The organism is Ruegeria aquimaris (assembly GCF_025751555.1).
GTDB classification, from domain to species: Bacteria; Pseudomonadota; Alphaproteobacteria; order Rhodobacterales; family Rhodobacteraceae; genus Ruegeria_B; species Ruegeria_B aquimaris.
Window position 1 is genome coordinate 182077 of record NZ_JAOWLB010000007.1, and the last position, 21760, is coordinate 203836.

Below are 21760 nucleotides of genomic sequence, written 5' to 3' on the forward strand. Positions count from 1 at the left end.
GTCAAACGCCTGAAAGCCGCCCTGTCGGCCCTTGTCCGACCTGCTTTTCCGGGTTCTCGAAGACCGCGCGGATACACGGGTAACGTTCCAGGATCTCTGCTCCGCCGGGAACACGGGAAACGTGGAAAACGCCCGCATCCCATATCTTGACTCCGTCAACCTCGATGGTTGGATCCAGCACATTCAGGGAAATCTCTCCGGGAGCGGTGTTCCCGCATGTATGGAAATGCAGCAATCGTGGATTCCCGAAGGCGCTACCGCTCCACCGTTCGAAGTTCTCGGCAGCCGGCCTGGTGTAGAAGCAGCCCGGATGAATGCCCGCATGCCAGGAATGAACCGTCATCGGGTTCAGCCCGAACCGTTTTCCGACATTGTGAAAATGCGCCATCGCGCGCCGGACATCTTCGGGCGCTCCCTCAAACCCTTCGAGAACGGTGTCCTTGAAATGAATCTCGATTGGGGAATCCAGATGGCATCCATAGGGCTGGTAAAACCTGGATCCCGTCCCCACAAGAAACCCGTCCTGAACGATCACGCCGGAAAACCCGGCAGCTGGGACTGGAGCAAAGACCGACATGGGAAACCGGGTGATTGCGACATCCGATATGCGTTTGTCGGGAAAGGCAGCGCCAGGGCCACTGAAATTGGTGCCCAGCGGGCAGGTCACGCCGATTTCGCGCGCATTCGCCAAGAGCGAGTACAACCTCTCCTTGATCTCCACGAAGCCGTCATAATGGGCGCGGCCAAAAGCGGACGCAAGCATCTCTGTATCCAGGACATAAGCGACGATAGGGCGCGTTCTGCGCATCTCTTCGCTGAACCTGATCTGGTCACCACAGCGCGACAGGAACAGGGTCCGGTCGGCCGTCGCCATGGCAGATTGAATGCTGGCCGGTAAGGTCGATCCGATCGGGTCAAAGGGCGCTGTCCTGAGATCGGTCTCGACACCCATCGTCTTGGCGCAACCTGCAATCTCGGCGGCGAGATCGTCGCTGTAATAGCCGTGGCCTGCTTCCTCCTGAACAATCAAGAGGTGATCCCCCGCGCTCAAACCACCGCAATTGCGCAAGAGGTTTTCGGCCCCGGCTCGAAGTCTATCCTCTGACATGTCTGCCCACTGTTTTGCGAGATCGAGTCAATCATACTCCCGCTCCATCGTCCCTTCCTACAAAAATTTCTCCTCAGTTGAAATTTCTACTGTGAATTAGGGCTACTTGCCTCATATCCTGTAGCTGCAACTGGAGGAGTGAAATCATGAGTGCGTGGATTGAAATGATTCCGGATGAGCAAGCGGATGGTCGGCTCAAGGAGATGCTGGACAACGCGCGCACGCCGCATGGCACGGTCGATACCGTCATGCGGGTGCATTCACTCAGACCGGAAACCATGAACGGGCATGTGACCCTGTATCGCTCGGTTCTTCATTCACAAGACAACGTGCTGCCGTTCTGGTTTCTGGAAGTCGTTGCGAGCTACACGTCGATCCTGAACGATTGCACCTATTCGCTGACGCATCATTTCATGAATGTGCGAAACCTGCTGCGAGATCAAACGCGTTCGGACCGGATCTTTCTCGCGCTCAAGGCACACCGCCCGGAAGAGGAGTTTGCGGGGAAAGAGCTTGCTTTGCTGCGTTATGCCGCGAAACTGACAACCTCTGTCGGCAAGATGGTCAAATCAGATTTCGAGGCTTTGAAGATCGCCGGATGCGACGACGGGGAGATACTGGAGGTCAATCAGGTCTGTGCGTATTTCAACTATTCGAACCGGCTGTTGAATGGGCTTGGAGCGACTACCGAAAACGATGTGATCGGATATTACAGGGAAGACAATTGATGAGGGCCAGCGCAGCGTCGTGTTCGGTTCCGACCGGTCGTGAAGTCATCGACCATGTCGGCACCCGCATTGACCCGCGCGTTCCAAGAGTCCGTTTCAGACCATCGTGAGGACAGGCCTTCGGAGGCTCCTCGTGATACAATCGTATCTGTGCTTCTGGCTCACCAGCATTACACGCGCGCGTCGATAGCCGAACCGGCGACGCCCGGCGGCCATCGTCTTCACCGTTGATCTATTAGGTCCGGGCAGCCGGAGCGCCAACACCAGGCGCTCCGGCAACCGCATTATTCCGCCGCGACTTGGAGTTCCGCGGCAATCGCATCCGCGAGCGCGGCTTCAAAGATCGCAAGGCCCTCTTCGATAATGGCGTCCGATGCGGTCAGCGGAACCATGATGCGCACGGCGTTGCCATGCATCCCGCAAGCCAGAAGAATCAACCCCCGCTTGAGAGCGTGAGCAATCACCGACTTGGTAAAGGCGGCGTCCGGCGTGGCCGTTTCGAAATCGGTGACGAATTCAACTGCCAGCATGGCGCCCAAGCCGCGAATGTCCCACATCCGGTAGGGGGCTGTACGCGCACCCATCTCGGTAAAGCGCGCGCGGAAGGTTTCACCAAGTGCCACAGACCGGGCAAGCAGGCCCTCGCTTTCAAGCGCCTCGATAGCTGCCAGCGCGGCGGCGCAGGCCACCGGGTTGCCGCCGTACGTGCCGCCAAGCCCGCCCGGTGCGAGGGCGTCCATGACATCGGCACGACCGATCACACCGGCAATCGGATACCCTCCGGCCATCGACTTGGCGACGGTGATCAGATCGGGTGTGACGCCGGAATGCTCGATTGCGAACCATTTGCCGGTACGTCCGAACCCCGCTTGAATCTCGTCCGAAATCAGGAGGATGCCATGCTTGTCGCAGATTGCGCGCAGGGCCTGCCACATCTCGGTCGGGACCGGGTGATAGCCGCCTTCGCCAAGCACCGGCTCAAGGATGATCGCGGCGACACGCGACGGATCGGCATCTGTCAGGAACAGGGTTTCGAGCGCCTTCAGAGCGTCCGCGACCGTTACGCCATTGCGGGCATCAGGGAAGGGTGCGCGGAAGATATCAGCCGGGAAGGGACCCACGTCTTTCTTGTAGGGTGTGACCTTGCCTGTCATGCCCAGCGTCATCAGCGTGCGACCGTGATAGCCGCCAGTGAAGGCAATGATGCCGGGCCGCCGCGTGTGAGCGCGAGCAATCTTGACGGCATTTTCAACCGCTTCTGCGCCCGTTGTGACCAGCAGGGTTTTCTTGGCAAAGTCGCCGGGCGCAAGCGCGTTGAGCTTCTCGGCCAGCGCGACATAGGGTTCATAAGGCACAACCTGGAAGGAGGTGTGGGTATAGAGGTCTTCTTGTGCCTTGGCGGCGGCGACAACGGACGGGTGACGGTGGCCGGTGTTCAGAACCGCAATGCCGCCCGCGAAGTCGATGTAGCGATGACCGTCGACATCCCAAAGCTCGGCATTCTCTGCCTTCGCGGCAAAAATGGGTGCCGCAGAAGCCACGCCGCGCGGCACAGCCGCTTCGCGACGCGCGAGCAGTGCGGCGTTGGAGCCGGACGGCGACACGTCCGGTTTCAGCCCCGGCTTTTCTGTCGCGGGTACGTTCTCGCTCGATTTGGTTGCTGTCGAAGTCTTCGCTGTGGAGGCTTTTGTTCGCTTCTGTCCGGCGGGTGCTTTCCTGGTCATCTGGATCTCCAAGGACAAGGGTGGAATGATGAAAATTTTCATACACAGATTAGAATACTTGTCAAGATGAGGGCGATCTGCTAAGTGTTCTTACCTCAACTACGCATGGGCGCGCTGTTCAGTTGGAAATTGGTTGACTGAAGCGAGAATGAGGTGATTAAAATATCAATCGGGAACTGGAGGACTTTGGAGCGGCAATGGATGTCGGCGGAAGACTGAGGTCGGTAAGAGAGTCACGAAAGCTCTCGCAGCGCGACCTTGCAACACGTGCTGGCCTGACAAGTGGCGCAATCTCGCTGATCGAACAGAACAAGAGCAGCCCATCGGTGTCATCGTTGAAGGCTTTGCTCGATGCCATTCCGATGACGATGTCGGAATTCTTCGCCGAAGTCGAAAATTCCGGTCCGCGTAAGTACTTTTTTGCCAAAAATGAGTTCGTTGAGTTGTCGCCGCAGGACATTGGCCTCGGTGCCGCTGCGGCGAGGCTATCCTTGCGTCAGCTGGGAAATGCTTCTGAGCACAGTCTGCAAATGCTGCATGAGCGTTATCCCCCCGGCACGGATACAGGTCCGGAAATGCTCAGGCATGACGGTGAGGAGGCGGGCGTTGTTGTCTCCGGTTACATAGAGATAACCGTTGACGATCAGGTTCGCGTCTTGGGTCCTGGCGAAGGCTATCTGTTCGATAGTCGGCTGCCTCACCGGTTTCGTAACATCGGCGATCAGGAGTGCGTGGTGATCAGTGCCTGCACACCGCCGACATTCTGAGATTTGAAAAAGACACGCGCGGGCTTTAACCTGCTGATTCACAATAGACCGGAAAACCGGTCACAACGATAACAATGGGAGACTTCCATGAAATACCTGAAACTAAGCGCATTTCTTTCGGCTGCTGTGTTTGCCGGCCATACGGCGACGGCGCAGGAGCGGTTTATCACCATCGGTACCGGTGGACAGACAGGGGTGTACTTTGTCGTGGGTCAGTCGATTTGCCGACTGGTGAACAGGGGCACTGCCGAACACAACCTGAAGTGTACCGCACCTTCGACCGGCGGTTCGATCGCGAATATCAATGCGATTGCTGCGGGTGACATGGACATGGGCGTTGCCCAGTCTGACTGGCAGCATCATGCCTACAACGGCACCTCGGAATTCGAAGGCAAGAAGATGGACGATCTGCGGGCCGTCTTCTCGGTGCATGGCGAGCCTTTCACCGTCGTCGCCCGTACCGATAGTGGTGCGACTGATTTCGAAAGCCTGTTCGGCAAGCGCGTGAACATCGGCAATCCAGGGTCGGGCCAGCGTGGCACGATGGAGGTTGTTCTTGCTGCTATGGGTAAGAGCATCGACGACTTCTCTCTCGCATCCGAATTGAAATCGGCAGAGCAGTCCGCCGCGCTTGGCGACAACAAGGTCGATGCGATTGTGTTTACCGCAGGCCATCCGAACGGGTCGATTCAGGAAGCCACCACGACCACCGATGCAAAGCTGATCCCGGTCGTTGGCGAAGCTATCGACAAGCTTGTGGCGGACAACCCGTATTACGCCAAGGCCACGATTCCCGGTGGCATGTACAAGGGTAATGACGAAGACGTCCAGACATTCGGCGTGAAGGCGACCTTTGTCACCAAGGCAAGCGTGCCCGATGACGTGGTCTATACGGTCGTCAAGGCAGTGTTCGACAACTTCGACCGCTTCAAGGGTTTGCACCCTGCCTTTGCGAATCTCTCGGAAGCAGAGATGATCTCGGGCGGTCTAAGCGCGCCGCTGCACCCGGGCGCGGAAAAGTACTACCGTGAGCGCGGCTGGATTCAGTAACAGCGCACGCCAGTACAATCGGATGGCTCCGGTCGTCGGGGTCATCCTTTCACTCGCCGGTTCGATTTGGTCGGACCGAACAAGGAAGAGAACCGGGGGGACGCGCGATGACAAACGAGGATCAGACTCAAGCCGCAGCGGTAGAAAATCAGGCGGCGGGCAAAGGCGGGCTGAGCCAGTCCGAGCTTGACGAACTTGTCGCCTCCTCTGATACGGGCGGACGCAGCCCGTCGCTTCCAGTCGCACGGTTCATAACAATTGTCGCGATCATCTGGTCCCTGTTCCAGCTTTGGATTGCGTCACCTCTGCCCTTCATGCTCGGCTTCGGGGTCTTCAACGATACCGAAGCCCGGTCTTTCCATCTCGCGTTCGCCCTGTTCCTTGCCTACGCTGCCTATCCGGCCGCACGGACCCCGTTCCAGCTTGCTTTGGGCGTTGGCATACCCTTGCTGCTGGCTTTCCTGTTCGTCATCGGAATCGGCGGCCTTGCCTCAGGATGGTGGATTGTCCTGATTGCCGCACTTGTCGTGGCCGCAATCCTGTTGGGATCGCCCAAGGACCGGGTTCCCCCCTGGGAATGGGCGCTTGGCATCGTCGCTGCCATCACATCGCTTTATATCTTCTTTGCCTATGACGGGATTGCAAGTCGCGTAGGGGCGCCGATAACACAAGACCTTGTCATCAGCGTTATCGGACTGATCCTGTTGCTGGAGGCAACCCGCCGCGCCCTTGGTCCCGCGCTGACGATCGTGGCCTCCATTTTTCTGGCCTACACCTTCCTTGGCCCTTACATGCCGAGCATTATCGCGCACAGCGCGAAGTCGTTGGGTGTCGTGGCAAACCACCAGTGGATCACGACCGAAGGCGTGTTTGGTATTGCCCTGGGGGTTTCGACGTCATTTGTCTTCCTCTTTGTGCTCTTTGGCTCGCTTCTGGATAAGGCCGGTGCGGGGAACTACTTTATTCAGGTGGCGTTCAGCCTCATGGGCCACATGCGGGGAGGGCCAGCGAAAGCGGCCGTGGTATCCTCTGCGATGACCGGCCTCATTTCGGGTTCGTCCATCGCCAACGTCGTGACCACCGGCACCTTTACAATCCCCTTGATGAAGCGCGTCGGGTTTTCGGCGGAGAAAGGCGGGGCGGTTGAAGTCGCCTCTTCGGTGAATGGTCAGATCATGCCGCCGGTAATGGGCGCTGCCGCGTTCCTGATGGTCGAGTATGTCGGTATCCCGTATTTCGACGTGGTCAAACACGCGTTTCTTCCGGCCGTGATCTCTTACATCGCGCTTGTCTACATCGTTCATCTGGAAGCAATGAAGGCGAACATGCAGGGTCTGCCGCGTGCTGTGGAGCCCAAGCCGCTGGTTGCCTGGTTGATCAGTCTTGCCTTCACCATCGCTGTCATCTGCGCATTGTCCTTCGGCGTCTACTACACGATGGGGTGGATCCGCCCCACCTTCGGCGCCGCAGCGCCCTGGATCGTGTTTCTAGGGTTGACTGTCGTTTACGTCGGATTGCTCTTCGTGTCGTCCAGGCAGCCTCGGTTGAAGATGGAAGACCCGAATGCACCGGTCACCAAGCTGCCGCCGCCAGGGCCAACCATCCGCGCAGGTCTGCATTTCTTGCTCCCTGTCGTCGTGCTGGTTTGGGCCTTGATGGTCGACCGTAAGTCGCCGGGGTTGTCTGCCTTTTGGGCTGCGTCCTTCATGATTTTCATTCTTGTCACCCAACGCCCAATTGAGGCGGCCCTCAGAGGTGAGGGGAACATCGGTGGAGCGGTCTCGAACGGGGTCCGCGAGCTGTTGGAAGGACTGGAGGCCGGTGCTCGCAACATGATCGGTATCGGTATCGCGACGGCAACTGCCGGCATTATTGTCGGAGCGGTCAGCCAGACCGGGGTGGGCTCTGCCCTCGCCGATGTCGTCGAAGTGCTGTCCGGCGGCAATATCCTTGCGATCCTCGTTCTAACCGCCATTTTGTCGCTGATCCTGGGAATGGGTTTGCCAACGACCGCGAACTACATCGTGGTCTCGGCACTACTTGCCCCGGTGATCGTTACACTCGGCCAACAGAACGGACTGATTGTACCGCTGATCGCGGTGCACCTGTTCGTCTTCTACTTCGGCATCATGGCGGATGTGACGCCGCCTGTCGGTCTGGCCTCCTTTGCGGCAGCGGCTGTCTCGGGTGGAGATCCCATCAAAACCGGCGTGGTGGCGTTTTTCTATTCGCTTCGTACCGCCGCATTGCCATTCCTGTTCATCTTCAACACCGACTTGTTGCTCATCAATGTGGGATGGGGGCAGGGGATTTTCGTCTTTGTGACGGCGACGGTAGCGATGCTCTTGTTTGCGGCGGCGACGCAAGGCTGGTTCCTGACAAGGAATCGTTTCTATGAGACGATAGGACTGCTTCTTGTTGCGTTCACATTGTTCCGACCCGGTTTCTGGATGGACATGGTTGCGCCGCCCTTCGAAAACGTCCCGCCTGCTGCCATAGAGCAGGCCGCTATGGACGTGCCGGTTGGGGAAACACTGCGGCTGACTGTCAGTGGGCTAAACGCGGTTGGCGACCCGGTTACGTTCACGGCACTCCTGCCCGTCGGTGATGGTGAATCGGGTCAGGACCGTCTCTTTGCTTCCGGCCTCGAATACGTCGTCAACGGTGACGAAGTGATCGTTGATAACGTGGCTTTTGGAAGTCCTGCGGCGGAAGCCGGATTCGACTGGGATCAGAAGGTCGAGCAGGTCAGAAAACCGGTGTCACAACCATCTAAGTACTGGATGTTCATCCCGGCCCTGATTGTTCTTGGGCTGGTTGTCATGCTTCAGCGCGGCAGGGCGCGTATGACAGCAGTCGCCGCTTCGGAGGGAGCTTGAGATATGTTCGAGAAAGTTCTGCTTCCCGTTGACGTCAACCACCCCGAGAGCTGGGAAAACGCGCTCCCTGCGGCAATGCGCTGTGCAGGTGCAGATGGTGAAATTCACCTCCTCGGCATCGTACACGATCTCGGCAGTGCAATGATCTCGTCGTTTCTTCCTGAGAACTTCGAACAAACTGCTATGGAAAACTTGAAGGCGAAACTGGAGGAATTGGCATCCACGCAGTTTTCGTCTGACTACAAGGTCGAAACGCATGTTGGGCATGGGCACGTGCCCGAAACCATCCTGCGAGTCGCCGAGCAAATTCGCGCAGATTTGATCGTTATGGCATCGCACCCGCCAAACGATTTACAGACACTTCTCGTTGGCTCGAACGCCGGCAAAGTGGTGCGCCATTCTCCAATTCCAGTCTTGACGCTTCGCTAGGCGCGTGTCCGAACAAGTAAAGAGAGCAGCAGAAATCATGACACCCTTCGCAATCGCTGGCATTCAAATGCACGTCTCCGCGCTGCATTCCAATGTGGAAGCCATGCGCCATCGCCTCGAAATTCTCATGGCACGCTTCCCATGGACCCAAATGGCGTTGTTTTCCGAGTTGGCTCCATACGGCCCGCTGGACCACTATGCGCAGCCGTTTCCAAACGATGCGCTGGCTCAATTTCAGGAGGATGCCCGCAGGTTCGGGATATGGTTGATCCCCGGGTCCATGTTCGAAAAGCGCGAAGATGGCAGAATCTACAACACGTCCGTTGTGATAAACCCAGACGGAGAGATCGTTGCGAAATACTCCAAGATGTTTCCGTTCAAGCCATACGAAAGAGGGATTGCCTCGGGAACCGAATTTTGTGTGTTCGATGTCCCCGGGGTAGGCCGGTTTGGATTGTCTATTTGCTACGATATCTGGTTTCCGGAAACGACGCGGCAGCTGACCAGTCAAGGTGTGGAGGTGTTGCTGCATCCAGTCTTGACGGGAACGACTGATCGGGATGCCGAGATCGCCATCGCAAGGGCGACGGCTGCGCAGTTTCAATGCTACGTTTTTGATGTGAACGGACTGGCAGCAGGCGGTGTCGGCAGATCTCTGGTTGTCGATCCCGCAGCAACGGTTCTTCACCAGTCTGCGGGGCAGGAAGATATTTTCCCGATCGAAATCGACCTCGACATGGTGAGACGCCAGCGGGAAACCGGGATCAAAGGATTGGGGCAGGTGCTCAAGAGCTTCCGGGATCGGGAGGCGGATTTCCCGATTTATGATCGTACGTCAGGTGCCGGAAGCTATCTGGACACACTCGGACCGTTAGAAGTCCCCAGACAAGGCTCGCGCGCTGGTGTGGGTGTGAATGATCCCAGAACGGCTCTTGGCCTCAACGAACAGCTAAAAAATGCTGTGCCAGGAATCTCAATGTTCAGAGGCAAGACAGGTACAGACTAGAGCCTGGCCTCGGCACAAGTTGCCGAGTGACCGGGCAAGGGAGGAGAAAACATGAAAATACAGCAGCATGGAACGAAACTGCCGTCGGTCAGCGATTACTTCAGCGCGACGCAGTTGCGCGCAGATCGCTGGAGTGCGCTGCGGGAAACCGCAGAGTCCATGCTGGTTCATGGTGTCGAAGGGCGGCAGGGTGGCAGATTGCTCAAGACGGCAGAGGCCTTGTTCGAAGCCCTTGCTCCGATAGAACTCTATTGGGCCTTCCCGGGTATCCGGGCGTTTGAGCATCTTCAGAGATTGTTGGAACAGCGCAGTATTGAGGACCTGTCAATTTCTGTGCGACGCGTCGCCCGAGCACTGACCTCGGGCGCCTATCGTCGGCGAACGATTCCAATAGGTGGCGACGAAGCTGACAATGAAGACTACGAAGACGAAAGCGCTCTGGCTCCGGAAGATCGGGCCCTGGGACGTCCATATTTCGAAGTTCTGATCGTCGACAATGTCAATGAGCACCAAGAGAGGTTCTTGCGCAACAATCTGCACCGCATGCGACGTCCCGAAGACCCGTTCATCTACGAGCCTGTGATCGTCCCGAGCCTCGAAGATGCGCTGATGGGCATCCTGTTCAATTACAATGTACAAGCGGTCATTGTTCGGCCGGGGCTGGTCCTGAAATCAAAAAATGTCCTGCCGATCATCGAACAGTATCTGCACCGCTTGAATCAGGACGAAGATGTTGATGCGCTGCAACCTTACGAATACGGCCCCGAAGCCTGTAGACTGATTGCGAAGGTCCGGCCCGAACTCGATGCTTATCTGATCACGGATCGGTCCGTTGAAGACATAGCGGGCCTCGATCTGGGGCGGTGCCGACGCGTTTTCTACAATCAGGAAGACTTTCTTGAACTTCACCTGAACATCCTTCGAGGTGTCAATCGTCGGTATAAGACGCCGTTCTTCACCGCGCTCAAAGAATACTCGAAGCAGCCCACCGGCGTGTTTCACGCCATGCCGATCAGCCGGGGAAAATCGATCAGCCGGTCGCACTGGATCCAGGACATGGGGGCCTTTTATGGCCCTAATATCTTTTTGGCGGAAACCTCGGCCACCTCAGGTGGTCTTGACAGCCTTCTGGAACCACGCGGTCCGATCAAGGAAGCGCAGGACATGGCGGCCCGGGCCTTTGGGGCCAAACAGACATTCTTTGCCACCAACGGCACGTCGACCTGCAACAAGATCGTCGTGCAGGCGCTGGTTCGACCGGGCGACATCGTTCTGGTCGACCGTGACTGCCACAAGTCGCACCATTATGGCATGGTGTTGGCGGGAGCGAATGTGGTCTACATGGACAGCTACCCGTTGCACGAATACTCCATGTATGGAGCTGTTCCGATCAATGAGATCAAACACACACTGCTAAAGTTGAAGGCAGCGGGGAAGCTGGACAAAGTGCGCATGGTACTTTTGACCAACTGTACCTTCGATGGACTCGTCTACAACGTCGAACGTGTCATGGAAGAGTGTCTTGCCATCAAGAAGGATCTCATTTTCCTTTGGGATGAAGCCTGGTTTGCGTTTGCACGCTTTAGCCCGGCTTACCGGCAGAGAACGGCCATGTCGGTTGCGAACACGTTGCGCGAACGCTTGCAGGAGGCAGCGCATGCAGCGGCATATGAAGCGCAACAGGAACAGCTTAAGGATGCAAATGAAGAAACGTGGCTGAACACGCGGCTGATACCGCCACCTGACGCGCGCGTCCGGGCATATTCGACCCAATCAACGCACAAGACGCTGACGTCCCTGAGGCAAGGCTCCATGATTCATGTGAATGATATGGACTTCAAAGGTGAGGTCGAGCAGGCTTTTCACGAGGCTTATATGACGCACACCTCGACCTCGCCGAATTATCAGATCATCGCGTCGCTGGATGTCGGGCGACGCCAGGTTGAACTGGAGGGGTTTGAGTTCGTACAACGCCAGGTCGAGAGCGCAATGGCAATTCGGCGCGCGGTTCAGACTCACCCATTGCTGCGCAAGTATTTCAAGGTGCTTACCCCGTCCGACATGATCCCTGACGAATACAGGGAAAGCGGAGTTCAAACATACTACGATGTGCATGAAGGCTGGTCCGACAAGTGGGAGATCTGGGCGCAGGATGAATTTGTTTTGGACCCGACCCGTGTGACTCTTGCCGTAGGTGGAACCGGTTGGGATGGCGATACCTTCAAGACCAAGATCCTGATGGACAAATACGGGATCCAGATCAACAAGACCTCGCGCAACTCGGTCCTGTTCATGACCAATATTGGCACAACACGGTCGTCGGTCGCCTACCTTATCGAAGTACTTGTCGAGGTTGCCAAAGAGCTTGATGACCTTCTCGATGATGCTTCAAAGATGGAGCGACGGTCATTCGAGAAGCGTGTCGCTGCATTGGTCGAGCATGTTCCTCCGCTTCCTGATTTCAGTCGTTTTCATGATGCGTTCCGAACAGGCCATGAAACGCCGGAAGGCGATATTCGTTCGGCGTTTTTCCTCGCCTACAACGAGGATAACTGCGATTATTTCGATCTCGACGATGCGTTGATGGCGCGGCTTGAAGCAGGGGAGGAGATGGTTTCGGCCTCCTTCATCATTCCTTATCCCCCAGGGTTCCCAATCCTTGTGCCGGGTCAGGTCATCAGCCCGGAAATCCTGTCATTCATGCGCGCGTTGGATGTTAGCGAGATTCACGGTTTCCGGCCGGATCTAGGTTTACGGGTATTCACCGAAGCCGCCCTGAAGAAACAATCAAAGAGAAAGATGTAGAGAGGACGACATGCCAAAGAAAACCCTAAACAACATCTCCGAGATCCGGCGTTTCTTTCATACAAATCGGGACCCGATCTACTTCGTCTCTGCGACCAACTTCAACCTGCTCGGGCTCGATGAATGGGTGAAGAACTTCAAATACATCTGCTACATGGATTGCTTTGATGGCCGTCATCCCAACGTGCTGTGCCCTTCGGAACTGCCGCATGATGAATTTCAGTCCATCGAGGACATCAACAACTATCTGCTGCAACACAAAGAGGTTATCGACTACGTCAAGTCGCGGGGCGGAAAACCCAAATTCGTCTTCCTTATGTTTGACGAAAAGACCGAGGAACTTGTGAAGGAACTTGGGGGCGAGGTTTGGTTCCCCAAGGCCAAGCTGCGTCAGTCGATGGACAACAAGATCGAGACCGTTCGCGTCGGCAACAAGGCGGGCGTGCCTTCGGTGCCCAATGTGCTCAGCGAGGTCACCAGCTACGAGCAGTTGCGCGAGGTCTGCGAAAAGGCAGGGATTGGGCACGACCTGGTGCTACAATCGGCCTTCGGTGATAGCGGCCACACGACCTTCTTTATCAAGTCTGAGGCGGATTTCCGTAAGCACGAGCACGAAATCATCGGCGAAGGCGAGATCAAGATCATGAAGCGGATCGATTGCCGGGGATCGGCGATCGAGGCATGTGCCACGAGCGAAGGCACGATCGTCGGGCCGCTGATGACAGAACTTGTCGGGTTCAACGAACTCACGCCCTACAGGGGCGGCTGGTGCGGGAACGAGATCTTCTCGACCGCCTTCCCGCCGAAGACACGCCAAAAGGCGCGTGAACTGACATTCAAATTCGGTGAGCAACTTCGCAAGGAAGGTTATCGGGGATATTTCGAGCTGGACTTCCTGATCGATAAAAAGACTGGCGACATTTGGCTGGGTGAGCTCAATCCCCGGATCACCGGTGCATCTTCGATGACCAACCACGCCGCCTTTGCCCATGCGGACGCACCGCTGTTCCTGTTCCACTTGCTCGAATTCTCGAAAAAGCCCTTCAAGCTGGATGTTGAAGAGCTGAACGCGCGTTGGGCCGACCCTGATATGATCGACAGCTGGTCACAGATGGTCATCAAGCACACCGAGGACAGCGTCGATATCATCACCCACGCGCCGAAATCGGGCATCTACAAGATGACGCCGGATGGGCGGGTGGTCTTTGATCGGTTTGACTATCATCGCCGAGCAGTTGAAAGCGAAGATGAGGCCTTTTTCCTGCGCATTTCCAACGTCGGTGATTACCGTTACGAGGGCGCGGACCTTGGAATCCTGGTGACGCGTGGGCGATCGATGACCAAAGGCTTTGCGTTGACCGAAAAATCCAAGAACTGGATCAATGGGATAAAGAACGCGTATTCGGCGCGCCCGCTTCCTTCGGCGCAGGCATTCGAGGACCCCGCGTTCAAGATCATGTAGTCGCGTTTTGGCTCTGTTCGACCGGTCTTGATCGTGCCTTCGCGTGCGGTGGGAAAGGGATACGCTGGCGCGCCTGATCGGCCGAGATCAACGGCAATCGGCATTTGTTAGAGGTCAGCTTTGTGCTTCACCGGGCGTTCGGTGGAGCAGCTTGTACGTGGGCGGGCTTGGGATATGTATGGGTCATGACAGTAGAATTTCGATCTATCGCCGAGGCGTCGCCCGGGCCACGCTGGGCGCACCAGTTCGCCATGTATTGGCCTGCCTATTCAAAATGGTGGCGGCGGGAAGGGCTTTCCGGCAGGCCGACTTACCTTGAGTGCCGTCAGGCCGTTCGAATGCATATGCCTGAAATTCTTGGGCTTTATGACGAGCTTTGCGAGTTGGTCGGTGGTGGTGACGTCGAAGCTCGGTTCCTGAGTTTCTACTGCCCACCCCGTTATCTGGCGGGGTGCAGCCAGGCGATCTGGCAAGGCGACGAGCCGCTTCTTGTTCGAAACTACGATTATGACAAGAACGCGTTTGATGCTGTTCTGCTGAAGACAAACTGGAATGGCCGAGGTGTCATCGGAACATCTGATGGTTTGTTCGGGCTGGTCGATGGCATGAACGATCAGGGTTTGACGGCCTCGTTGACGTTTGGGGGTCGGCAGGCGGTAGGTGTCGGCTTTGGCGTCCCTTTGATCCTACGCTACATCCTGCAAACCTGCAGCACCGCCGAGGAGGCCGGGCAGGCTCTCAAACGCATTCCCTCGCACATGAGTTACAATGTTACTGTTTTGGATGCCGAGCGAAACTATCTCACAGCCTTCCTCGCTCCGGATAGACCAACATTGTTGACGCATTCAGCCGTTGCCACAAACCACCAGGAACGCGTGGAGTGGTCGAGCCACGCCAGGTTCACTGCCACGGTCGAAAGAGAACGGTATCTCTTGCAACGCCTGACCCTACATCCTGAAACGCAGGAAAAGTTCATCGCAACCTTTTTGAAACCTCCGTTGTACTCAACAGCGTTTTCGGCTGGTTTTGGGACGCTTTACACTGCGGCCTATCGCCCAAAAGCCGGGATGGTCGATATCCATTGGCCTGGTCGAATCTGGTCGAAAGGTTTTGGAGACTTCAAGGAAGAGTCGGTTCGTGTCGTTTTCCCACATCAAAGCGATACCGCCGCAAGCTGATTGTTTTTTCGAAATGATGTGAATTTTGAGCTCCACGATACTTACCGGGATATTCTTTACATAATCCAAATTACGCGTCTTTGGATTGTAGCCGCAAAGCTAAAATGTCACCCATGAGCGAAGTAGAAGTGTCGCTCCCAAGCCGTCGTCATGGTGGATTTGGCCAAGGATGACACCACCATCGTCATCGACTGATCCGAACAACGAAAACGGGGCGCGCTACACAGCACGCCCCGCTCTCCCGGTGCATGTGGCGGGATCAGATACCGCCGGGCTGCTGTGGGCGTTTGAACGCGTTCAGCACGGTCAGCAGGCTGGTCAGGTTGTCGGCGACGCCGGTCTGGCCGATCTTCTCGCTGGCTCCCGCTGTCGCGGTGGTATCCAGCGAATAGATCTGCATCACACCCTGGTTCGAGGCGGCCTGGCTCAGCGCGTTCTGCTGCTGCGCGGCGGCCACCGCGTTTTCGAACAGGATGCCGGTCGAATGGGCCATGGTCTGATAGACCGTGCCCATCGCCATCGCGGGCGCTTCGCCCACGACCTTGACGTTGGACTGGGTTACCGCGTCGGTGATCTGGTCATTTACTGCTGTCGGCCAAGTCATGATCTGTCTCCTTGTTTGGCACTGGGTTTATTGAAGAGGGGTTCGCCGGATCAGCCGCCGAACGAGTTGAGGACCGCCAGCAGGCTGGACATCTGGTCCGGCGTGCCCACCTGTCCGATCTTTTCACTGGCCCCCGCCGCAGCGGTGGTGTCCAGCGAGTAGATCTGCATGACGCCCTGGTTGGCGGCGGCCTGGCTCAGCGCGCTTTGCTGCTGGGCGGCGGCGACCGAGTTCTGCAGCAGGATGCCGGTCGAATGGGCCATCGACTGATAGACCGAACCCATCGCCATCGCGGGCGCCTGAGCGACCACCTGGACGTTGGACTGGGTCACCGCGTCCGTGATCTGAGAGTTTACTGCGGTGTTGTAAGGCATTCGGAGTGCTCCTTTGCGGTTGGGGTCTTACCGATATTGACGCGGCGAAATCCGTTTTGTGAAAACGGGTTAGCTCTTTTTCTGCGGAACGGGGCGTTCCGAACGCTGGGCGGTTTCGGCGCGCAGGTCGCGGGCCAGCTGCTGACGGATCTCGGCCGAGAGCTGGTTGCACAGCTCGACCACCTGGGCGCTCTGGGTCTCCATCCGGGCGCCGGTGCGGGCGTCGAACTCGACCATGCGCAGTTCGACCTGGCGCACCACCTCGGTCTCGATCAGATTGGCCAGATGCTGGGCCAGCTGGGCGAATTGCGCCTCCATCGCCGGGTCGATCCGGGCCTCGCCCGCGACCCCCGATTTCAGCACCTGTTCCAGCACCCGCTGTTCGGTGCGCGTTACCCGCTCATGCAGCGAGGGCGGTGGCGCCTGCCCCGGTGCATGGGGCTGTGGCGGCGCGCCGCGCACCGAGCGGAACGCATCGGCGATGGCGCCCTCGGCGGCCTGACGGCCCTGGGCGATCACCGACGAGGCGGCGGCCAGCCCGCGATCAATCTGACCTGCGGCAGCGGGGTTATGGGCGGTTTCGGACTTGAGCCAGTTCACCAGGCCGATCACCTCGTCCTCGTGCAGCTCGCGCCCGACCCAATTGCGGCCCACCGCCAGCAGGCGGGGCAACTCTTCGGCAAATCCGCTCATTTGCGACCACCCTTGCGGACGGTGGATGATTTGACTTCTCGGGTTTCGACATCCATCTCAACCCGCTCTTCGCCGCTCACTTCGTCGCACTCAGGGGCATAGTCCCAGCCGTCCAACCTGGCCGCTGCCTGGGCGGCCTCGGCCAGCCGGTCGCGCGCCGCCGCCAGATCGGCCGCCAGGCTGCTATAGGGCGGCAGGCCCCGGTCGCGGCTCGACATCACGCTTGCGCTCCATTGAGACAGCACCTGAACCAGCAATTCATCGGTCCGGCTGCGCAGAAATTCGATTTCCTCATACATGGCTCTCTCCAGCGCCTCAGGGTGTGTTACTAGGAAGACGCGCGGCGCAGCAGTTCGTGACGCGGGCGCCGCACATCCGTCAGTTCAGGTTGCCGACTTGTGCCGGCTCAACCTGGCCATACTCGGCCTGCCCGACAAAGGGGGCGGCGATCTGGCGATAGTGATCGGCGTTTTGCAGCAGGTTGGGCGGCAGCGCCATGCCACGCTGAACACTCTCCACCACGCCTTGGCCGAATTGCGGGTTCACGATGGCCGGATCGAAATCGGGGCCGAACCATTGGTCGAATACGGCGGTTGACAGTTTCTCCAGCGTGATCGCGGGGCCTGGGTTTGCAGTGTTGAGCGCTGCGACGATCCGGTTGTAGAAGTTGAGGCCGAACACATAGGCGTTGTTCGTCATGTCCTGCGCGGTCACCGGCAGGATCAGCGCCACCTCATGCGTTGCTGTGGCGCGGTTCGGCATCTGAAAGATGTCCTGCACCACAATCAGCATCTGCGTGACATTGGCCGGAACCTGGCCGGCACCGCCCAACGCCGTATAACGCGCCTGTCGCCATTCGGTGTAGACGTTGTTGATTTCGCCCAAACCGGTATTGGTCAGGAAGGGCGAGTAGATCTGCGTGATCGCCGAGTTGCCGACCCCCAGATCGCGTGGCATCAGGTTGAGCGCCATCATGCATTCGGGCAGCGAATGATGCATCTGCACCACCATCCCGGCAAAGCTGGTAAAGGCGAGCCCGTTGTTGACCATGGCGGCCAGTTGCTGCTTGATCTGGTCAAGCGTGCCGATCGCGGCGACGTTCACCGTGGACAGCATTGCCAGCACCCCCAGCCCGTCGGTGGTGGTGCCCGAGATATCGCCAGTCTCGTAATATCCCAGCAGCCGGTCAATGTTGCCCAGCACATCCTCGGGCGGCAGATACCACTGGGTGCCGCCGACGCCGGGCATCTGGTCGAGGATATCGCGCCGCTTCACCCGCACCCGGTTGGTGGTCTTGTTAAAGGCCTGCGCGTTCTGCAAGTCATGCAAGAACTGCGCAATGGGCGCCAGGCCGGGAGCGGTATTGGGATGGTTCGGCGCGGCCGAGATCATGTCCGCGCAGGCGCGGCACACATCGCCGATGGCCAGCGGATTGGACAGGGTGTTGTTGGCCCGCACATGCAGCGTGGCCAACAACCGGATGTTGAACTCGAACTCACCACGCCCGCCCGGGTCATAGCCCGACCAGATCGACTGCCCGCCCACCGTCAGCGGCGCATTGATGTTCTGCTGGGCGACGGTGCTGCGGGCCTGATCGCACAGGGTCTGCAAGGTGGCGGCCACTGCCTCCATCGGACCGCCATTGCCAAAGGCGCGCAGCAGGATCTGGATCAGATAGCTGGCGTCGGTCTCGCGGATCAGCCCCTTTGCGCCTTCGACGGCATCGCCGGTCAGCCAGCGGGCATTCTGTGGTTGGGGAACAAGTGGCATGGGTCAACCTCGCTCTGACATGCGGTTCATTTGCGGGCCTGCGCCTGGCGGGCCTGTACGCTTTCGTTGATTTTCGAGATGCCAAAACTGGCCGAGGCGGCCTCCATCGCGCCGCCCGCGGCGGCCACGGCCATGGCACCGGCCAACAGCAATTCGGTTTCGGCGATGATCAGCCCGTCTTCGGCGGCTGTGGCGATGTTGCCCGCCACCAGATCCTCGGACATCTTCTTGAGCATGACCGACTGGCTGGCCATCACCAGCTTGGTCACGCTGTCGAAATACTGCGCCGCAGATTGTGCGGCGAGCCCGGCCGCCTGCCCTATCATCTGATCGGGCGGCGTCACGATCATTGTAGGGGCGTAATCCTTGATCTCCTGGTTCTGGAATTCCACTGATTGCACCACCGCCGGATCCAGCGCCGAGGTATCGGACGGGCCCTTGGGCACCGGGCCGATGGGCGGCCCACCCGCATCGCCCGCCGCCGGAGTGGCGGGTGGCGCGCCAAATGCGAGCGCCCGATAGGCCTGACGTGTCGATGGCGGCAGTGCCGCTTCGGTCATGGCCTGGGCCTCTCCCTTGGTGATCTCATCCTCGACTGACGCGATCTTGGCTTCGGCCTTGGTTGTGGCCGTTTCGATGGCGCCTTCGGCCTTGCCCTCGACACTAGCAAGGATCTCGTGCCCGACCTCGGAAATTGCCTCTTCCAGCTGTGCGGCCGGGTCCACAGGCTCTGTGCCTTCAGGTGTCTTTTTGGACATGATTTTCTCCAGAAACGACCACATCTGCCAAAGCTCTCATCAATCGCTCTTGGGCTTGCCGCCGCCCGTGCCACCACCACCACCACCACCGCCGCCGATGCTGAGGATCTCGCGCACTGCGGTCGCGACCACCGCATTGGCGATCTGGTTGAGGTTCTGCTGGCTTGAGACCGAGTTCTGCAGGGACAGGCCCGCCGAATGGGTCGCCATCTGATAGAGCATCCCCATCGACTGTGCGGGAGAGATCGCGACGACCTCGACATTGCTCTGGGTCACCGCGTCGGTGATCTGTGAATTCACCGGCGTGCCGGAACCGTCATTGGCCATGGGTGCCTCCTAGGGATTGATGTGCTTTTGCGGGAATAGACGCGGCAAATCCGGGTTCGTGACGCGACAAACAGGATTTTCCCGCGGCAATCTGTTGACGCAGCGCATTGCGGGCGACCTGCATCCGCTTGCGGGCCAGCGGCTCGGAGATGTGCAGCTGCCGCGCGATTTCGCCATAGGGCAGATCTTCGAAGACTCGCAGCCGCACCAGCCGCGCCTGTTCGGGCGACATCCGCGCCAGCGCGGCACAGAGCGTGTCCAGATTCTGGCGTGCGATCACCCGGCGCAGGGTGGCGTCCGGATCCTCGGCGTGGGCCTGGTGAAAGCCAAGCTCGGCCATGATCGACATGTCGCGCCGGTAGCGGCGCCAGTGATCCTGAGCGGTGTTGCGCAGCGAGACCGCAAAAAAGGCCTGGAAATTGTCGATCGGCTGGTTCGAACTGCGCAGGTATTCCAGGATGCGCAGGGTTGTGCGGGCCAGAAAGGCCTCGCCCAGAACCGGGTTGCCCTGCGCCAGTCGGCAGGCGCGGCGCATAAGTTCGGGATAGTGCTGGCGCCAGGCCCGGCCGAACTCCTCGGGCGTCTGGATGGCGTGAAACGTGCCGGTGATCGTACTGTACTGGTTCATGCTGATTCCCCCCTAGGGTTGCATGAACTCAGCTTTGACCCTGTCCGCACGTCTGTCTGTTACGCGCGTAACAGCACCGGCGCATCGCTTGGTTTGGGTGCGGTTCTAACTCTGATCCGGTCCGAACCGGTCCCACAGGCCCGAGGTCCGGTCCAGCAGGATCGCCCCGTCCTTGACCGCTATGTCGCCGGATTCGCGCCATTTTCTGATGGTCGTGTTCACCCGTGTACGACTTGCCTGCACCTTGGCCGCGATGCGCAACTGGTTCTCCTCGATGCGCAGCTGATGCGGTCGCGAGCGACCGGGACCGGCCTGCGCCAGAAGGTAGTGGGCCAGTCTGGTTTCCAGATCGAAAAGCACTGCGCGGCGATAACTGTCGCGCAGGTTGTGCAATTCGTCCCGCATGCTGCGCGCCAGCGCCGCCTGTATCCCTGCATGATCCAGCAGGCGGCGACTTGCCCCGGGCGGGATATGTACCAGTGCCGCGCGGCTCGCGCAGACACAGGTCGCCGGGCGCCCCCGGCCATCGGCCACTTCATGCAGGCCCAGCAGGTCATAGCGCGTGCGGGTCTCAAAGATCACCTCGCGCCCGGTTTTGTCGTACCAGATCGAGTCGATCTGCCCATACATTATGACATATGCCGAGCGCGCCGCTTCGCCCTCGGCATAGACCATCTGCGCCTTGTCATAGGCGCGCAGATCGCATTGTCGGGCCAGCGCGGCCAACTCTCCCGCGCCCAGCCCGGCAAAAAGCGGCATCCGTTTCAGTACACGGCGGATCAGGTCGCTGCGAATCTCGCTTCGGGCAGAGGACATGACAGCCTGACATCGTTAGAGACGAAGCCGACCGGCGCGGTCGACAGAAACTCGGGCAGTGGCCCCGTGATACAGGGCGTGGATTATTGGATCAGAGCTGGGCCAGCGGAGCGACGCTGCCAGCACAGATAGACGTTGACGCCGAGTAATACCGCAAGAGGAGAGTTGTGCAGTGTGCGCTGGATCACTGTTGCTGGCATCGTAAAGCCAATGTGTTCGGGTGGAGAAATCGTGACATGGCAGCATCGTCGATACCAGAGCCCCTTCCCGAAGATCAGCCGATGGTGGAAGCTGCGACCTGACGTCTGTTCATCTTTAGCATCGCGGAGATCAGGACATGTCGAAACGCAAGATTGATGGTCCCGACGTCAAGGTTCGCGTGGCGATGGAAACAGATCGGTCCGTCTCGGATCGCCGCTGATACTTGGCACAGCGTATGCGACAGGCAGCGCTGACAGTAAGACGATCAACATACCCTGCACCAGGATGGAGACCATGCGTCAATGAGCGGCAAAGAGAAACCGACCCACTGAGGTGCCCCTAGATTTGTAGACGCTTTGCCGCCTAACTGTGAGGCTAGGTCATGTTGACAAATGTCTGAGCCAAAGCCGGATGGAGGTAATGTCGATGAAACCCAGGAAGCTTTCCATGGTT

At 58.5% G+C, this 21760-nt stretch carries 20 protein-coding genes; 9 read left to right on the forward strand and 11 right to left on the reverse strand.

Annotated features, from left to right (window positions below):
• Position 1: 1 nt before the first annotated feature.
• Entirely contained in the window at positions 2 to 1108 is a 1107-nt protein-coding gene (locus OE747_RS12375) for a hypothetical protein (protein ID WP_263828903.1), read from the reverse strand.
• 146 nt (positions 1109 to 1254) lie between these two features.
• Here OE747_RS12375 and OE747_RS12380 point away from each other — a divergent pair, with 146 nt between their 5' ends.
• Complete coding sequence (locus tag OE747_RS12380) at positions 1255 to 1836, forward strand: carboxymuconolactone decarboxylase family protein (RefSeq protein WP_263828904.1); 582 nt, start codon at positions 1255 to 1257, stop codon at positions 1834 to 1836.
• Between the two features lie 284 nt (positions 1837 to 2120).
• Here the strand turns inward: OE747_RS12380 and gabT are convergent, their stop codons facing one another.
• Complete coding sequence (gene gabT, locus OE747_RS12385; protein WP_263828905.1) at positions 2121 to 3560, reverse strand: 4-aminobutyrate--2-oxoglutarate transaminase; 1440 nt, start codon at positions 3558 to 3560, stop codon at positions 2121 to 2123.
• Between the two features lie 197 nt (positions 3561 to 3757).
• Here gabT and OE747_RS12390 point away from each other — a divergent pair, with 197 nt between their 5' ends.
• The 8 genes from OE747_RS12390 to OE747_RS12425 all read left to right on the forward strand — a co-directional run bounded on the left by OE747_RS12390 (position 3758) and on the right by OE747_RS12425 (position 15136).
• Entirely contained in the window at positions 3758 to 4327 is a 570-nt protein-coding gene (locus OE747_RS12390; RefSeq protein ID WP_263828906.1) for a cupin domain-containing protein, read from the forward strand.
• 87 nt (positions 4328 to 4414) lie between these two features.
• Complete coding sequence (locus tag OE747_RS12395; RefSeq protein ID WP_263828907.1) at positions 4415 to 5377, forward strand: TAXI family TRAP transporter solute-binding subunit; 963 nt, start codon at positions 4415 to 4417, stop codon at positions 5375 to 5377.
• A 107-nt stretch (positions 5378 to 5484) separates the two neighbouring features.
• Positions 5485 to 8256, forward strand: a complete 2772-nt coding sequence (locus OE747_RS12400; RefSeq protein ID WP_263828908.1) for a TRAP transporter permease — start codon at positions 5485 to 5487, stop codon at positions 8254 to 8256.
• Between the two features lie 3 nt (positions 8257 to 8259).
• Complete coding sequence (locus OE747_RS12405; protein ID WP_263828909.1) at positions 8260 to 8685, forward strand: universal stress protein; 426 nt, start codon at positions 8260 to 8262, stop codon at positions 8683 to 8685.
• A 37-nt stretch (positions 8686 to 8722) separates the two neighbouring features.
• Positions 8723 to 9691, forward strand: coding sequence for a carbon-nitrogen hydrolase family protein (locus tag OE747_RS12410; RefSeq protein WP_263828910.1), 969 nt, complete (start codon positions 8723 to 8725; stop codon positions 9689 to 9691).
• 51 nt (positions 9692 to 9742) lie between these two features.
• Entirely contained in the window at positions 9743 to 12496 is a 2754-nt protein-coding gene (locus OE747_RS12415; RefSeq protein ID WP_263828911.1) for an aminotransferase class I/II-fold pyridoxal phosphate-dependent enzyme, read from the forward strand.
• A 10-nt stretch (positions 12497 to 12506) separates the two neighbouring features.
• Entirely contained in the window at positions 12507 to 13958 is a 1452-nt protein-coding gene (locus tag OE747_RS12420; RefSeq protein WP_263828912.1) for a biotin carboxylase, read from the forward strand.
• Positions 13959 to 14143: 185 nt separating this feature from the next.
• A complete protein-coding gene (locus OE747_RS12425; RefSeq protein WP_263828913.1) occupies positions 14144 to 15136 on the forward strand; it encodes a C45 family autoproteolytic acyltransferase/hydolase in 993 nt (330 codons plus the stop codon).
• A gap of 259 nt (positions 15137 to 15395) precedes the next feature.
• Here OE747_RS12425 and OE747_RS12430 read toward each other — a convergent pair whose 3' ends face one another.
• The 9 genes from OE747_RS12430 to OE747_RS12470 all read right to left on the reverse strand — a co-directional run bounded on the left by OE747_RS12430 (position 15396) and on the right by OE747_RS12470 (position 21106).
• Positions 15396 to 15740 carry a RebB family R body protein gene (locus OE747_RS12430; protein ID WP_011242176.1) on the reverse strand — a complete coding sequence of 115 codons (345 nt, stop codon included), beginning with the start codon at positions 15738 to 15740 and terminating at the stop codon, positions 15396 to 15398.
• A 50-nt stretch (positions 15741 to 15790) separates the two neighbouring features.
• A complete protein-coding gene (locus OE747_RS12435; protein WP_011242175.1) occupies positions 15791 to 16114 on the reverse strand; it encodes a RebB family R body protein in 324 nt (107 codons plus the stop codon).
• Positions 16115 to 16183: 69 nt separating this feature from the next.
• Positions 16184 to 16807, reverse strand: coding sequence for a hypothetical protein (locus OE747_RS12440; protein ID WP_263828914.1), 624 nt, complete (start codon positions 16805 to 16807; stop codon positions 16184 to 16186).
• The gene (locus OE747_RS12445; RefSeq protein ID WP_263828915.1) at positions 16804 to 17106 is read right to left on the reverse strand and encodes a hypothetical protein; all 303 of its coding nucleotides are present in this window, start codon (positions 17104 to 17106) and stop codon (positions 16804 to 16806) included. The genes OE747_RS12440 and OE747_RS12445 overlap by 4 nt, the downstream gene beginning before the upstream one ends.
• 79 nt (positions 17107 to 17185) lie before the next feature.
• Positions 17186 to 18577: a hypothetical protein gene (locus tag OE747_RS12450; protein WP_263828916.1), complete on the reverse strand. Its 1392-nt coding sequence runs from the start codon at positions 18575 to 18577 to the stop codon at positions 17186 to 17188.
• A gap of 26 nt (positions 18578 to 18603) precedes the next feature.
• Positions 18604 to 19335, reverse strand: a complete 732-nt coding sequence (locus tag OE747_RS12455; protein WP_263828917.1) for a hypothetical protein — start codon at positions 19333 to 19335, stop codon at positions 18604 to 18606.
• A gap of 39 nt (positions 19336 to 19374) precedes the next feature.
• Positions 19375 to 19662, reverse strand: coding sequence for a RebB family R body protein (locus OE747_RS12460; RefSeq protein ID WP_263828918.1), 288 nt, complete (start codon positions 19660 to 19662; stop codon positions 19375 to 19377).
• Positions 19652 to 20290, reverse strand: a complete 639-nt coding sequence (locus OE747_RS12465; RefSeq protein WP_263828919.1) for an RNA polymerase sigma factor — start codon at positions 20288 to 20290, stop codon at positions 19652 to 19654. The genes OE747_RS12460 and OE747_RS12465 overlap by 11 nt, the downstream gene beginning before the upstream one ends.
• 105 nt (positions 20291 to 20395) lie before the next feature.
• The gene (locus OE747_RS12470; RefSeq protein WP_263828920.1) at positions 20396 to 21106 is read right to left on the reverse strand and encodes a Crp/Fnr family transcriptional regulator; all 711 of its coding nucleotides are present in this window, start codon (positions 21104 to 21106) and stop codon (positions 20396 to 20398) included.
• Between the last annotated feature and the right edge of the window lie 654 nt (positions 21107 to 21760).

Bases quoted from the DNA above. Each gene is read 5' to 3' on its own strand.
- OE747_RS12405 (WP_263828909.1), top strand. From the start codon at position 8,260: ATGTTCGAGAAAGTTCTGCTTCCCGTTGACGTCAACCACCCCGAGAGC.
- OE747_RS12440 (WP_263828914.1), bottom strand. From the start codon at position 16,807: ATGAGCGGATTTGCCGAAGAGTTGCCCCGCCTGCTGGCGGTGGGCCGC.
- OE747_RS12395 (WP_263828907.1), top strand. From the start codon at position 4,415: ATGAAATACCTGAAACTAAGCGCATTTCTTTCGGCTGCTGTGTTTGCC.
- OE747_RS12465 (WP_263828919.1), bottom strand. From the start codon at position 20,290: ATGAACCAGTACAGTACGATCACCGGCACGTTTCACGCCATCCAGACG.
- OE747_RS12390 (WP_263828906.1), top strand. From the start codon at position 3,758: ATGGATGTCGGCGGAAGACTGAGGTCGGTAAGAGAGTCACGAAAGCTC.
- OE747_RS12400 (WP_263828908.1), top strand. From the start codon at position 5,485: ATGACAAACGAGGATCAGACTCAAGCCGCAGCGGTAGAAAATCAGGCG.
- gabT (WP_263828905.1), bottom strand. From the start codon at position 3,560: ATGACCAGGAAAGCACCCGCCGGACAGAAGCGAACAAAAGCCTCCACA.
- OE747_RS12470 (WP_263828920.1), bottom strand. From the start codon at position 21,106: ATGTCCTCTGCCCGAAGCGAGATTCGCAGCGACCTGATCCGCCGTGTA.
- OE747_RS12450 (WP_263828916.1), bottom strand. From the start codon at position 18,577: ATGCCACTTGTTCCCCAACCACAGAATGCCCGCTGGCTGACCGGCGAT.
- OE747_RS12430 (WP_011242176.1), bottom strand. From the start codon at position 15,740: ATGACTTGGCCGACAGCAGTAAATGACCAGATCACCGACGCGGTAACC.
- OE747_RS12380 (WP_263828904.1), top strand. From the start codon at position 1,255: ATGAGTGCGTGGATTGAAATGATTCCGGATGAGCAAGCGGATGGTCGG.
- OE747_RS12460 (WP_263828918.1), bottom strand. From the start codon at position 19,662: ATGGCCAATGACGGTTCCGGCACGCCGGTGAATTCACAGATCACCGAC.
- OE747_RS12435 (WP_011242175.1), bottom strand. From the start codon at position 16,114: ATGCCTTACAACACCGCAGTAAACTCTCAGATCACGGACGCGGTGACC.
- OE747_RS12425 (WP_263828913.1), top strand. From the start codon at position 14,144: ATGACAGTAGAATTTCGATCTATCGCCGAGGCGTCGCCCGGGCCACGC.
- OE747_RS12375 (WP_263828903.1), bottom strand. From the start codon at position 1,108: ATGTCAGAGGATAGACTTCGAGCCGGGGCCGAAAACCTCTTGCGCAAT.
- OE747_RS12445 (WP_263828915.1), bottom strand. From the start codon at position 17,106: ATGTATGAGGAAATCGAATTTCTGCGCAGCCGGACCGATGAATTGCTG.
- OE747_RS12420 (WP_263828912.1), top strand. From the start codon at position 12,507: ATGCCAAAGAAAACCCTAAACAACATCTCCGAGATCCGGCGTTTCTTT.
- OE747_RS12410 (WP_263828910.1), top strand. From the start codon at position 8,723: ATGACACCCTTCGCAATCGCTGGCATTCAAATGCACGTCTCCGCGCTG.
- OE747_RS12415 (WP_263828911.1), top strand. From the start codon at position 9,743: ATGAAAATACAGCAGCATGGAACGAAACTGCCGTCGGTCAGCGATTAC.
- OE747_RS12455 (WP_263828917.1), bottom strand. From the start codon at position 19,335: ATGTCCAAAAAGACACCTGAAGGCACAGAGCCTGTGGACCCGGCCGCA.